The organism is Paenibacillus sp. FW507-14B1B, from assembly GCF_058781425.1.
Window position 1 is genome coordinate 172,848 of the sequence record NZ_JBYSWS010000001.1, and the last position, 14,511, is coordinate 187,358.

General features: G+C 41.4%; 9 protein-coding genes and 1 other annotated feature. Of the genes, 6 read left to right on the top strand and 3 right to left on the bottom strand.

Annotated elements, in window-relative coordinates; translation table 11 throughout:
• Window positions 1-74: 74 nt before the first annotated feature.
• Window positions 75-1,541, bottom strand: a complete 1,467-nt coding sequence (locus AC3WJJ_RS00745; protein WP_492537110.1) for a 4-hydroxyphenylacetate 3-hydroxylase family protein — start codon at window positions 1,539-1,541, stop codon at window positions 75-77.
• Between the two features lie 504 nt (window positions 1,542-2,045).
• On the opposite strand from AC3WJJ_RS00745, the gene AC3WJJ_RS00750 reads away from it, so the two are divergent.
• A complete protein-coding gene (locus AC3WJJ_RS00750) occupies window positions 2,046-4,433 on the top strand; it encodes a polyprenyl synthetase family protein (RefSeq protein ID WP_492537112.1) in 2,388 nt (795 codons plus the stop codon).
• Window positions 4,434-4,507: 74 nt separating this feature from the next.
• On the opposite strand, the gene AC3WJJ_RS00755 is transcribed toward AC3WJJ_RS00750, so the two are convergent.
• Window positions 4,508-5,395: a LysR family transcriptional regulator gene (locus AC3WJJ_RS00755; RefSeq protein WP_492537114.1), complete on the bottom strand. Its 888-nt coding sequence runs from the start codon at window positions 5,393-5,395 to the stop codon at window positions 4,508-4,510.
• A 103-nt stretch (window positions 5,396-5,498) separates the two neighbouring features.
• Between AC3WJJ_RS00755 and aroA the strand changes: the two genes are divergently transcribed.
• The 4 genes from aroA to AC3WJJ_RS00775 all read left to right on the top strand — a co-directional run bounded on the left by aroA (window position 5,499) and on the right by AC3WJJ_RS00775 (window position 11,538).
• Window positions 5,499-6,845 carry a 3-phosphoshikimate 1-carboxyvinyltransferase gene (aroA, locus tag AC3WJJ_RS00760; RefSeq protein WP_492537116.1) on the top strand — a complete coding sequence of 449 codons (1,347 nt, stop codon included), beginning with the start codon at window positions 5,499-5,501 and terminating at the stop codon, window positions 6,843-6,845.
• An 18-nt stretch (window positions 6,846-6,863) separates the two neighbouring features.
• Window positions 6,864-7,919, top strand: a complete 1,056-nt coding sequence (aroC, locus tag AC3WJJ_RS00765; RefSeq protein WP_492537118.1) for a chorismate synthase — start codon at window positions 6,864-6,866, stop codon at window positions 7,917-7,919.
• Between the two features lie 734 nt (window positions 7,920-8,653).
• Window positions 8,654-10,054 carry a Na+/H+ antiporter NhaC gene (gene nhaC / locus AC3WJJ_RS00770; RefSeq protein ID WP_492537120.1) on the top strand — a complete coding sequence of 467 codons (1,401 nt, stop codon included), beginning with the start codon at window positions 8,654-8,656 and terminating at the stop codon, window positions 10,052-10,054.
• 272 nt (window positions 10,055-10,326) lie between these two features.
• Window positions 10,327-11,538 carry an MFS transporter gene (locus AC3WJJ_RS00775; protein ID WP_492537122.1) on the top strand — a complete coding sequence of 404 codons (1,212 nt, stop codon included), beginning with the start codon at window positions 10,327-10,329 and terminating at the stop codon, window positions 11,536-11,538.
• 398 nt (window positions 11,539-11,936) lie between these two features.
• On the opposite strand, the gene AC3WJJ_RS00780 is transcribed toward AC3WJJ_RS00775, so the two are convergent.
• Complete coding sequence (locus AC3WJJ_RS00780; protein WP_492537124.1) at window positions 11,937-12,779, bottom strand: serine/threonine protein kinase; 843 nt, start codon at window positions 12,777-12,779, stop codon at window positions 11,937-11,939.
• Window positions 12,780-12,909: 130 nt separating this feature from the next.
• Window positions 12,910-13,173 (top strand) — a binding site (T-box leader).
• 198 nt (window positions 13,174-13,371) lie between these two features.
• Here AC3WJJ_RS00780 and asd point away from each other — a divergent pair.
• A complete protein-coding gene (gene asd, locus AC3WJJ_RS00785; protein ID WP_492537126.1) occupies window positions 13,372-14,457 on the top strand; it encodes an aspartate-semialdehyde dehydrogenase in 1,086 nt (361 codons plus the stop codon).
• Window positions 14,458-14,511: the final 54 nt, after the last annotated feature.

Below are 14,511 nucleotides of genomic sequence, written 5' to 3' on the forward strand. Positions count from 1 at the left end.
AATAGTGAACAAGCGATGTAACGATCTGCATCGCTTGTTTTTTCGTATCCTCATTCTTCTCCTTCCAAGCTCTATCACGTTAAGGTTTGACTGGTTGTTTCTATGAACTCACTGATTCTTGCCCGAAGTTGTTCGTGATCTTTATAGCTGTAATACATTCGGGTAGCCGTCGTCTGCGCATTTCCGAAGAAGAAACGTTCGAATTGGGTTTGTCGACCGCCAAATGCGCTTGCTCCAAGTTCCCAGGCTAGTCTGAACAAAGCAACTCGATCCCATGCTTCCGAGTCTGTTCCTTTTAAATACTGCTTCAGGTAGGGTCCTGTTTGCGAAATGAAATCAAATTCTGAAGGGATCATAATGAGTCCACTTGACCCAAGAATCGTAATCATTTCAACCATCTCAGGATATAGTTTAGGAAAGAGAATGCTTGATGCTAATAAGGGGCTAGAAGCAGGTACGAGATACCCAAACTCATCTTGAAATGCTGCATTCTCGGATGCGAGTCTTAGTGCTTTAAATGTCTCTAGATAGGAGATGATTTTAGAAATGTTTGCAATGATTTGGGGATCTAATGCAATATTCTGCTCGTCTGCTAAGGACTCCATTAATCCGAGCAAGAATTCGGTTTTTGCGATATATCGAGTTGTAATTTGGTGGGCAATATGTGTGTGGAAATGGCTTTCCGTAAATAATCGACTGCAATACGATTCATCCCCATAATAAAATATCCGATCATGCGGAACAAGAACACGATCAAATATGACGAGTGTATCCATCTCCTCGTATTTTGCACTTAATGGATGATCGTATGGAGAAGAAGCTCCGTAACTTTCACGGCATATAAAGGTCATTCCCTCAAGATCATTCGGCACTGCAAATGCAAATGCGAATGGGTTTTCATCTTCAAAGATGGCAGGTGAAGGAGTCGGAAATACTAACATTTCTTCACAAGTAGCTCCCTGGGTAGCCATCATAAAAGCACCAGAGACCACCATCCCTTCATCATTTATTTCGATGACTTTGGCTGCAATGGAATCCTCAGTTGAATCAACATGACCTGATACTTTACTTGCGTAAGGCTGGATAAATGCATGTGATAGTGTGATGTCATGATCTCGACAATAGGCATAATAATTTCGAAGGTTTTTCGCGTAATCAGGGTTATGTTCTTCAAGAATATCTGCAGCAGTGTATAGAGACATGATCGCAGTATTCATATAATCTGGTGAGCGTCCTAAAAAGCCATGATGCTTCGTTGACCATAATTCCATCATAATTCTGCGTCTTTCTAGATCCTGTGTGGTTTTTGGCGGGAGAAAAGATAACCCAACCAGCTCACCCGTATCTGGTGATGGATAGGTCATCTGCTTCACATATTGTTCATCACATTGCATATCATAAAGATCGGCCTGTGTTTGCATGAGGCCTTGAAATGCAGGATGCTGAGACAATGGACCGGTGATGCGTTCACCTTTATACCATATGTTGATGTTTTGTCGATCTATCCGTTCGATATATTGCTTACCTGTTTTCATAGGCACGATCTTCACCTCTTTGTAGAATCATGTTCAAACCTGTGCTCTGTTAATCTTAATGTACGTATGCTAATGACCCTCAGTACTTTGTCCATAGGGTATGTTGAAAAATGTGTGGTTGTACCTTATAAGCAATAAAAAGGGATTTTAATGATTCATACCCAAGATAAGAGATCGTTACCATAACTTACTTGATGTAGTAGAGTGATGGGCACGCTATACTATATTTCTAGAGGTTAAGGCACGATCTTCGTAACCTTTTCTTCTTCTCCTTATTGGCCAGTAAACGTACGGGTAACGTCCTGGCCACACAATGAAAAAGGACCAGAGCGGTGCTCCTATCACCGCTTCTGGTCCTTTTGTGATTTATCCTTCTTTTTCAAGAAACGACTTGATTGATTTGACGTATATAGATATGAACATGATCCGATGTCATGAAATTAGAGGATTCTCTTTTTATAAAGTAGTGCATACATGTTTAACAAAAACAAAAGTCGAGGTAATTCATCTATGAATGTGGAATTTACGGAACAAGCGGATGCAAGTTATAGGCAAGCTGAACAGAAGGCTACTGCGTATTTCGCATCGTTGCAGCAGAGTGTTAGGGAGAAATTATACGTGCCCGTCCTGACAGATGATATTCATGTATGGAAAAAGGATCATATACGTCGCTATTCTTGGTTCTCGTTGTTCTCGAAACGAAGGAAGAATAGACCAGAATCAAGGGATTATCATAAATATATCAGTTGGCTGAACTACACTGGGAAATTAGACGATTATTTAGATCGCAGTGTTACTTATATGTATATGAGGGATCTCGGTAAAGACCTCGATTCAGTCACAACACAGACGAACATTCAGCGTTTAACGCAAGCACTTAAGGAGCAATTGATATCCTCGACAGGAAAGTCAGAGTCTGGTCAACTAGATGACATGAGTTTGGCCGGGTTTTACCGGTGGGCTCAGAAAGAGCGCGTTGAAACTGCTGCGATCTGGGTCATTGGAAAGTTGAAGGGGGTATCACAGCATATCCCGAAAGAGATGAGTGTTGAACATGCTAAGCGAAAATTGATCAAGATCATCATCGGGGTTGTTCTCCATGTTATAGAAGAGATGGATGAAGATGTTTCACCGCAGGAACGTTCCTTGCGACTTGATGAAGCGATTAGACTCGGTTATTCGTATGGTTTGACTTACCCATTTATTGATGATCTTCTTGACTCAGGAGTATTAAATTCGCAAGAGAAGGTAGAGTATTCTGATTTCATACGAACTGCCTTACTGACCGGAACGGTTCCTCACTACTCAACGTGGACGGGTAGTAATAAAGAACTCATTCAATTCGTGTATACGGAGCTGCGAGAAGCTTTTGAATATATTAAACAGCAGCAGAGACCAGACACACAGCATAATTTCTTTGAGCAATCTTTTATATTTTTTCAATCTCAAGATCAGGACCGGATCAAAGATCTTTCGAATGCCAATTACACGAATGAAGAGCTCTATCTACCCATTATTCTAAAATCTTCTTCTTCTCGTCTGATTGTTCGCTCGGTGATTCACGCCCCAGAGAATGAGGACTTCGATCATCGAACTTTTTGTTATGGTATTTATAATCAACTCGCGGATGATTTTGCGGATATGTATGATGATTTGAGAGACGGTGCAGTAACACCGTATACGTATTACTTGCAATACCGTGAGCAGCGCTCGGATCTTATCAATCCTTTTGAATTATACTGGGCGGTCATCTCTCATTTAATTCACAACTTGTATCACTCGAATTCAAAAGCTAGAGAAGTTATACTGGATCGCGCTATTAACAGTCTTAAACGCTGTAAGGAACGCGTCACATCAGAGCAATATAATGAAATAATGACTGTGTTCGCTTCTGGGGATCCTGCGTTTAATCGCCTTATCCAGCGCATGGTTAGTAAGGCTGAACATGTTGATTTCTTTGATAAATTACTGCGGGATCAGATGGTAACCTCTTTACAAAATGAACAAAAGGAGAAGGAATACTTCTCTGAAACGGTTAAAGAAGTCCGAGCGCAGATTAATAACTTACTGCATATACCTAAAGAAGATGGTATATCTCCTATGAAAGAGCCGCTTATCGATGCTGCTAATTACAGTCTCGAGGGAGATGGCAAACGACTAAGGCCGATCTTAACTTGGGTTATGGGTGTACACGGTTATGGGCTGAAAGCTTCAGCCATTGCACCGCTTTTAAGGTCGCTGGAGTATATGCATACCGCTTCTTTAATCTATGATGATCTTCCATCCCAAGACAATGCGTCAACACGAAGAGGTCGACCAACGCTTCATCAAATACATAGTAGTTCTACCGCAGAATTGACGGGCCTGTATCTCATTCAGAAGGCGATGGAGGAGCAATCCTCTCTGCAAGGTTTTAAGGCAGAAGCGGTCGTTTCTCTGATGCAATACTCTTCTCAAAAGGCGGGGGAGATGTGTATGGGGCAAGCCATGGATTTGCATTCCAAAGGCAAAGCATTGACACTGGAAGAGCTGAACATGATCTGTTATTACAAAACAGGTATTGCCTTTGAAGCCTCGATCGTGATGCCTGCCATACTTGCAAGTGCTCCGGAAGAAAATATTACGATTCTGAAGAGATTCGCTTACCATGCAGGTATAGCTTTTCAGATTAAAGATGATTTGCTCGATGTAGAAGGAGATCTTCAATTACTCGGTAAACCCACGGGTCAAGATGTGGAGAACAATACTTCTTCGTTTGTGACCGTTCTTGGACGAGAGGGAGCAAGCAAGGAAATGTGGGATCATTATTGTCTTGCTATGGAAGCTTTAAAGGGGATGCTTGCGAGTAATCAATTTTTGAAATACTTATTAAATTATCTAATCAATCGAGATTCATAATCTATTATATACACTAGAAGAAATGCTGAGCGATCTTTGCCAGCATTTCTTTTTTTTATATGCTCGGTCAAAAGTTAATTCTTCCCTACATCAAGCATTCGGACAAATGCTTCAGCGGCAACAGATAAGTGCATATCTCGGCGGATGGCGAATCCTATATTTCTCGGAGGAAGAGGATCATCCAAACGCAGCTCAAATAACTTTCCATGGTTAAGTTCCTCTTGAACAAAAGAACGACTAATAAAAGCCGCACCGTAACCTAACCTCGCAAATTCCGCTAGCAGGTCGATGCTTCCTAATTCCATATCAGGTTTCACCATTAACCCTTTGGTTGCAAACCATTGTTCTACAAAAATTCGGGTGCTGCTTCCTTGTGAGAGTAGTATTAATGGAAACTTAGCGAGTTCTTCCGCTGTGAGCGAGCGATTCGCCATCTCTTTATAGTCCTTACCCACAACGAAACAGTCCTCCAAAACGGCAAGTGTTTGAATATTCAGATGTGGGTCGTTTACAGGCATATGTAAAACAGCGCAGTCAATCGCACCTTCTTTTAGACGCTGTGTGATCTCAGGTGTTTTTCCATGGGAGAGGCGGATTCGAATACCAGGGTATTCTTTATGAAACTCATTTAAGTAAGGGAGTAGTAAATGCTTAATGAGGGAATCACTTGCGCCAATTCGAATTTCTCCTTCATTTAATCGTCTCAAATTCTGAAGATGCTTCTGGGCAGAGTCGAGCATGGCAAAAGACTTATCTACATATTCAAAAAGCGCGTGTCCTTCTTCAGTTAATTCGACGCCTTTTGATAGCCGATGAAATAGTTTAAGTTCTAAAGCTTCTTCCATCTGCTTGATCGCATAACTAACAGATGGCTGAGTGATATGAAGCTCTTTAGCAGCTTTCGTTAAATTCAGAAAGCGTGCAGTGACAAGAAATATACGGTACCATTCTAAATTCATCATGATATAGACTCCTTCTATGACAAAATGCTAATAATCCAATTTCACTTATTTCATTAATCTCATTATAATCAGGTTATATCTATAATCCAAGGAGCTGGTCGATATGGTGACCGTTCAACCTGTTTGGGAAGCTCGTTCTCCCTGGTCTACGAATAATGATAAACAAGAAGTTGTAATTAGTCCGCCTAAGAGGGCAGTGAATGGAATCATTCAAATACCCGGAAGCAAAAGTCTCACGAATCGAGCGTTAATCATTGCCGCATTAGCGAATGGTAAATCTCAATTAACAGGTATATTAAAAAGTGATGATTCATATTGGTGCATTGATACATTACAGAAACTAGGTGTGTCCGTTGAGATCGAAGGGGATACGGTTACTATTGAAGGTTGTGGAGGTAAATGGCCAAACTCTTCAGGGGAATTGTATGTGGGAAGTGCAGGTACGGTAGCACGCTTCTTACCAGGAGCCCTTGCTATAAGTAATGGAGCTTGGAGCGTGACAGGAAGTAAGCGAATGCGAGAGAGACCATTAGCACCTCTTCTAAATGCGTTAACAGAACAAGGCACGGAGTTTGAATATAAAGAGATAGAAGCATGTCTGCCATTTACGCTAAAGGCGAGTGGCTTAAAAGGCGGAGAGGTGACATTACCAGGTTCAACGTCTAGTCAATTCATAAGTGGCCTCTTAATATCTGCCCCTTATGCAGATCAAGATGTCACGCTGCAGATTGACGGAGAAGTTGTACAAAGGGATTATGTTCAAATGACTCTCGATATGATGTCTTCCTTCGGGGTGACGCCTGAAGCAACCATTGATGGGCAGACCATTCAAATACCTATCGGAATTTATCAAGCCCAAGAGGTTCAGCTCGAACCGGATGTATCAACTTGCTGTTATTTTTGGGCTCTTGCAGCGCTTACGTCCGGTGTGGTTCGTATAGAAGGAATAGATGCTGCTCGCACGAGCCAGCCTGATATCGAAATACTAGATGTTTTGGAACTCATGGGGTGTAAGGTAATCCGAGGTGACAACTATATCGAAGTACAAGGTGTGAAAGAGTTAAAAGGTGGCTATACGATCAACATGAAGAAGTGGTCGGATCAGACATTAACGATTGCAGCGATGGCTGCTTTTACGGATGGACCTATTACCTTAACGGATGCAGCTCATATTAGACATCACGAATGTGATCGTATTTCCGCGATATGTGAAGAACTAAGCAAGCTGGGAATACGCGTAGTTGAGCATGAAGATGGATTAACTGTGTATCCCGGACAACCCATCCCAGCTTTATTAAATTCGCATGATGATCATCGTATGGCAATGGCACTCTCATTAATTGGTCTCAAAGTGCCGAATATTCGTATTATGGACCCAGGCTGTGTATCCAAGACATGTCCTCATTATTTCGAGCAACTGTCTACACTTGGAGTCGAAGTTAGCTATTAAACAGGGAGGTTTATCATAATGGCAGGAAATTCATTTGGTGAAATGTTCAAAATAACAACCTTTGGGGAATCCCATGGAGTCGCAGTCGGTGTAATTGTAGATGGTGTGACACCTGGGGTTGAAATTGACGAGGCTTATATACAAAAACAAATGGACCGGAGAAAGCCTGGTCAATCATCGGTTACTACACCACGAAAAGAATATGATATTGTTCAAATCATCTCGGGTATATATGAAGGGAAAACGACGGGAACACCACTATCGGTCATTCTTTATAATCATGATATGAGACCTGAAGCTTACAATGATATTCAGAATTCGTTCCGTCCAGGTCATGCTGATTTCACGTATCTACAGAAATATGGAATTCGAGATCCTCGTGGAAGCGGTCGAGCGTCGGGTAGAGAAACAGCAGCAAGAGTTGCCGGAGGGGCAATAGCACGAAAATTGTTAGAACGAAGAGGGGTAGAGGTTGTCGCTTTCACGAAAGAGATTGGCGGTATCGCATGTCAGACTATTGATGAAGAGGTCATTGAACAGAATGCCGTTCGAGCTTGTGATCCTGAAGCAGCGAAATTAATGATCGAAAAAATCGAGAAGTTGGCACTAGAGGGGAATAGCTGTGGAGGGATCGTGGAATGTCGCATACGTGGAGTAGCTCCAGGACTAGGCGAGCCAGCGTTCGATAAGTTGGATGCTGAATTAGCAAAAGCGATGCTCTCGATTGGTGCAGTAAAGGGAATTGAATTTGGAGCTGGATTCGAAGCGGCTTCGATGCTTGGAAGTGAACACAACGATGAAATGAGCAAAGATGGGTTTCTGAGTAATCATTCGGGTGGAATCATCGGTGGAATTAGCACAGGGCAGGACATCGTGTTCCGGATCAGTGTTAAACCGACTTCATCGATTTCTCTTCCTCAAAATACAATCAATATCCATGGAGAAGAACAAGAGATTAAAACCATTGGTAGACATGACCCTTGTATTTGTCCGAGAATTGTACCTGTTGTTGAAGCGATGGCTTGCTTGGTCTTAGAAGACCAGTTCAAGCGACAAGCTGCGATGCATGGATAATTAATAGAAGAAAAAAGTTGTCCCAATAGTAGGTTGATTATATTTAACGAGACAGCTTAATTATGAAAAGATGCATAAAAACAAAAATAGCGATACAAGGGAACAACCCTGCGTCGCTATTTTTTTTTGTTTGGTCTATTGCTACCTTTTTCAGCAAGGCATTGACGAGTAAACGGATTAAAAATACGAGGATCATTGAGGCTTCAGCGTGCATTGGAAGGATTATTCATGTTACCTAGGAACCAGTATGTGAGTTCATGATCGATTTCACCATGATAAAAACAGTACATGTATTAGCTGGTTTCTTTGTGTAATGTGTAACAAATAGATGTCTAAGCACGAAGTAGCGGAGAGAACGAAACGATTCCGGAGCAGCGGCAGCGATCGCCTTTGCCCCCGAAATTCACCCTTGCTAGAAAAATTCCAAGAAATTCGGGGGCAAGAGCGAGGGGAGGAACGTTTCGTTCGTGGAGCGCCTTGTTTGCAAAGAGAAGCTATCCCTTAGAATTTAACGATTTATATGACATGGGTAAAAGATATGCATGATATATTCGTGATCATGAGATGCAGCAAATATAACCTATTTTGTATGACTATAACATTGACTCTCCGTATATTGTTCGTTACTATTACCTCTGTACTTCAATGCGAAAAAGCCACAAAGCAAAGAAGCAAAAAAGCATCAAAGCAAAGAAGATATCTCTAAGATTATAAGTATAAGGAGCTTTTTCACCATGGACCGACAGCTCAGTTTCTCTAAAAGTATTTTTATTATTTTATTTATTCTCGCACTACTATTTGTCTCAATCTTTCTATTAAAAGCGGAACCGCATATTCCTCTTTTAGCAACAACCGTAGGGACAGCGACATTATTATGGTTGTTCAAGGTTCCTTGGAAAAAAATAGAGTCCGCACTTATTCAAGGTATTCAGACGGCAATTATGCCGATTCTCATTCTTTCCCTTATTGGTGTTCTAATCGCTGTATGGATGATGAGTGGAACCGTTCCTACGATTTTATATTATGGTATGGATTATATTGAACCTCATTATTTTGCGGTCAGTGCGCTATATGTCACTATCATCGTGTCGATGTTCACAGGTAGTTCATTTACAACCGTAAGTACGGTTGGTGTGGCTCTTATGGGGATTGCGTTAACTACGGGGATATCTCCTACACTCGCTGCTGGAGCGATCATCAGTGGTGCTTGTTTTGGAGACAAAATGTCGCCTTTGTCCGATACTACGAATTTCGCACCTGCTGTAGCAGGCATTTCGTTATATACCCATATTCGTAATATGATGTATACAACGATTCCAGCTCTTGTAGTTGCAACTATTTTCTTCTTATTAGCTCCAAAGACCAATTCATTCGATCTCTCTTCCATTCATGAGATAAAGCTGGCATTAGGAGATGGATTCAATATCCACTGGCTGACATTGTTATCTCCTCTTGCCGTTATCGGATGCTCTATGAAGAAGATCCCAATCTTACCAACGCTAGTCATCGGGATCGTCTCAGGACTTCTTGTGACCGCATTGGTTCAGCATCAGACTGCAATTGATGTCTGGTTTGGTGCAATGCAGAACGGCTACTCAAGCACGATCACGAATGAAACCGTTGCTTCCATCGTTAATCGTGGGGGATTACAATCGATGATGGGGTCGGTTTCTCTAATCTTAATCGCGTTATCCTTGGGTGGGCTATTACAGCATTGCGGTGTAATCGAAGCGTTCTTCCGTAAGATGATTCAACCGCTCAAGCGCAGTAGTAGTATTGTCCTCATGACTGGCGCATCTTCCATTGCCGTCAATGGGATGACTGGTGAGCAGTATTTATCGATTCTCCTACCTGGACAAATGTTCAAGGATGAGTATACACGACGGAATATTCCGGCCAAGACGTTATCCCGTACGTTGGAAGATTGTGGGACGCTTATTAATCCTTTAATACCGTGGGGGGTTAGCGGTGCTTTCTTTGCCGTTACCCTTGGAGTACCCGTTCTTGCATTTGCGCCGTATGCCGTATTTCTATGGCTATGTCCTTTATTTACGTTTGCTTATGCCTTAATTCCAAGGCTTCAGCGTAACTCGCTAGGCAATAATCATGATATTAGTGACAGTAAAGAAGCTTAATACAATACACAAACGAAGAACATGTTTCCTATTTCTCTAGGCACATGTTCTTTTTTTATATTACATAGATGTATTCTTATAAGATTACTTCATAAAAATTCAATAAAAACATAAGATTCCACACAAATCCTAATGACTCTGGTATGATAACTTCATAATTCATGAGGGAAAGGATGGTTTCTGATGTGTGTGAAGATATTAATGGGGAAACAACCTGAAATCAATGTTGAGGGATGATAAAAAGTCGGTTCTATACCAGAGCTCAAAAAAATATGCTGATTACTGCCTTGATCACCGCAGTTAGTCTATTAGGCGATGCGATGTTATACGCGGTACTACCTATTTCCAGCCAAGAATTCGGTTTGAATGCATTATGGCAAATTGGAATTTTACTTTCCATTAATCGGTTTGTCCGAATTCCAATCCATCCGCTTATCGGCTGGTTCTACACTCGTTATCGAATACGTAATGGGTTATTGATTGCGGTTGGCTTAACAGTTATTTCGACTGCGTCCTACGGTTTATTTAATGGATTCGTGATGCTATTCATTGCTAGGTGTATTTGGGGAGTTGCCTGGGCATTTATTAAACAAGCAGGGCAGCTATTAGTGGTCGAAGCAATCACAGAAACAAAAGAGCCAGGTAGATTTACCGGATTGTTTAATGGGATTGCGGGCTCTGGCGGTGTTGTAGGCATGGTGATAGGATCCCTATTATCTGAAGTCTTTAGTGCCTCAGCAGTACTGATTGGGTTTTCGATTCTTAGCGTGATGACTTTTCCGTTGTTGCTCCTCATTCAAACAGATCGTCAAGGTTCTATTCAAATGCATAATGCAAAGATGAAAGCACCTATACAAGTGATATGGGATCAACGTCTAATTATATTGTTATCTACTGGATTCGTAAGCTCACTATTATTTCAAGGGTATATGAAATCTACATTAAGTTATTGGGTGGATATGCGGGATCTATCCGCTTCTGCGTTATTAAGTTCAATAAGTGCAGCGACGTTAACAGGGATCTTGCTTGCCATCAAATGGGGTGCCGAACCTTTCCTTGGTTATTTTGCTGGAAAGCTTAGCGATAAATCACAATCGAGAACCGAATGGTTAACGGTAAGCACGATGCTCGGAGGCATTCTGTTTGTCATTATCGCATTCCATATACATACATTTTTCTGGATGGCTACCCTAATTGGTTTACTTCTATTGTCATCAATCGTAACGACTCTCTTAGATGCTGATGCAGCACAGTATGCATCGGATTCATCGAATAAACATTACATTGTGTCCGCTTATTCTATGACTATTGATATAGGAGCGGCTCTTGGTCCGTTTCTAGGTTTTACCTTGCTATCCATCATGGGGAATACAGCTTTGAACATTGTAGCTGCGCTGTTGCTCGGTTTATGTGGCTACATGTTATATCGGGTGAACAAGAGAAGTAGAGATCACAATCTCGCTGTCCCTATAAAGCCAAGTTAAAATGAACGATTTAATGGTTAGCCATAAAAATAACGGTAATCTTAAAGATGGTTTCTACTAAGTCATCTTTAAGATTACCGTTCATATGGGGAACAGTGTCTAAACTTGTAATTAGCTGGAGCTGTGTTTTCTGTTTTTGTAATACCCATGCCCTTGATTACCATGCCTATGTTTGTATCCAGATGAGGAACCTTTGCGCCGTGAATATTTATAATCACTACTAGATCTTCGTTTATATTGTTGTGCAGAACTACTATGACGCCTTTGGCTTAGGCTGTGGGTTGAAGAGTGAAGAAATTTATTCATTAATTTTCGAAGCATTATAAACTTCCTCCTTTCTAGTAATTGATCAATTCTTGACGTTTCTAACGGATCGTAACATAAACGCAAGGGCTATATCAATTTTCAAGTTTCTTTAATTCCATCATGAATTGAGAAGAGCCTGTGTAAGGCCTGCGGAGTCCTAATAAGTGCTCAATTACCTCTTTTAACTCCTTAGAGAGTTGCAGTTCTTCTCGCCAGCTTCGCTCTAAGGATTGTTTCTGTTTGTAATCAGGTTCATAAGCAGAATATAACATGAAGAGCATGAAATGCCCGATGTCCTGGAGGTCCGCTTGTTCCTCAGCAATTTTATAATCACTTGAAGAAGAAGTGCTATGCAGCCTCAACCATGCACGTCTTGACTTCAACCGAGGAGGAGGCTCGCCGATTTTTCTCGCCAATCCGAAATCAATCAGATATATTAAGTCGTCTTTAAACAGTACGTTAGGAATCCGTAAATCCAGATGTACAAAGCCTTGCTCATGTATGAATATAACGATGTTGAGCAGTTGAAGCGTGATTCGCACACATTCCTGTTCATTGAATGTTCGAGCCTGTTCAAATATTAAATCCTCTAGCGTATCCCCACTTACATAAGACATAACCAAATACATTTGACTCTTATTCGTAAAAAGATCATAGAAGACCGGGATTTGGGGATGATGGAGCGATGTTAAGACGTCTGCTTCTCGCTCTAGTAGCAATCTTGCATGATCACCTTTGCTGGGTCTTGCTTGTTTGACTGCTACAAGATCTCCAGTGTTCTGATCCGTGCATTTATAGGTCATTCCATAACTACCTTCACCAATCATTTCGTGAACCAAATACCGATTACCGATCTGCGTATTTGCTTCAACGGGGTAGTCTCGCCAAGCTGCAATAAAAGAACTTATGCGTGAGCGTAGATGTATATTAGACATAGGAGACTCCTTTAGGGTGCATTGTATTGACGATCCTGTTACCGTCATTATAGAACGAGTTGATCAGCAGAATACAGAAAATTTTAGAAAACTCTTTATCCTTGTAAAGGTTTTATATATAATGGTACTAATAAATGCGATGAAGAGAAGAGTAGATAGTTGATTTCTTGTACAGAGAGCTCCGGTAGTTGAGAAGGAGTGAAGAGTCCCTTATCGAACAAAGCCTCTGAGCAGCACATCGGAAACGTTTTTACAAGTGGATGGTGTGACAGGAGCTCCTGTTACAGAGCTAAAGTATATGCATTCTTGATAATGCCGTACTTGATGAGGCTAATATGGCGACATATTAGCAAATTTGGGGTGGTACCACGAGTATTACAATCTCGTCCCTAAGACTGCGGTCTTGGGGGTGGGATTTTTTTATTGCTTCATCTTAAGTAAACATATCGAAATGATTGAAAACAACACACATTTAAATCGGCCTGAATAGTTATCTAGAAGAAGCATATTTCATCAACTTCCCCAGACTCTGGATTGAATGAAGGTTAATGTTTGGATAGCTTGAGCCATAATCGAAAGGATTGAATAACGAATGTCAGAGAAGCTTAAAGTTGGTATTGTTGGTGGTACAGGTATGGTAGGTCAGCGTTTTGTTCAGTTATTGGATGGCCATCCATGGTTTGAAGTTACTGTGATTGCAGCAAGCAAGAACTCCTCAGGCAAAACATATGAAGAGTCCGTAAAGGGCCGTTGGAAAATGCCTAACCCGATTCCTGAAAATGTAAAGAGTATTATCGTTCAGGATGCTTCAAATGTGGAAGAGGTAGCTGCAGGCGTTGACTTTATCTTCTGTGCTGTGGATATGAAGAAAGATGAAATCAAAGCATTAGAGGAAGCATATGCAAAAACAGAAACACCGGTTATCTCCAATAACTCGGCACACCGCTGGACACCAGATGTACCCATGGTAACACCAGAGATTAATCCAGAGCATATCGAAGTCATCGCTGCACAGCGTAAACGCCTGGGAACGACGAAAGGGTTTATTGCCGTTAAGCCGAACTGCTCAATTCAAAGTTATGTTCCTGCACTACATGCATTACTTGATTTCAAACCAACGAAAGTAGTTGCATCGACGTATCAAGCGATTTCAGGTGCTGGTAAGAACTTTACGGATTGGCCAGAAATGCTGGACAATGTCATCCCGTATATTGGTGGAGAAGAAGAGAAAAGTGAGCAGGAGCCGCTTCGGATCTGGGGTAGCGTAGTTGATGGTGAGATCGTTAAAGCAAGCGCTCCATTGATTACAACACAGTGTATTCGAGTACCTGTAACCGATGGTCACCTAGCTACAGTATTTGTATCATTTGAGAACAAGCCTTCGAAAGAGGAAATTATTAGCCGCTGGCGTGAATTTATGGGCAGACCACAAGAGCTTGATCTCCCAAGTGCACCAAAGCAGTTCATCACTTATTTCGAAGAAGAGAATAGACCTCAGACCAAATTAGATCGTGATATCGAGAATGGTATGGGTGTATCTGTTGGTAGATTACGTGAAGATTCAATTTATGATTTTAAATTTGTTGGACTTTCCCACAATACACTGCGTGGTGCAGCGGGTGGAGCTGTCTTGATTGCAGAGCTTCTAAAAGCTGAAGGATATATTCAAGCGAAGTAAGATCGTCATTCATTCTAATATTTGTTTTATTATAGGCAAAAAGCCGATTTTCTG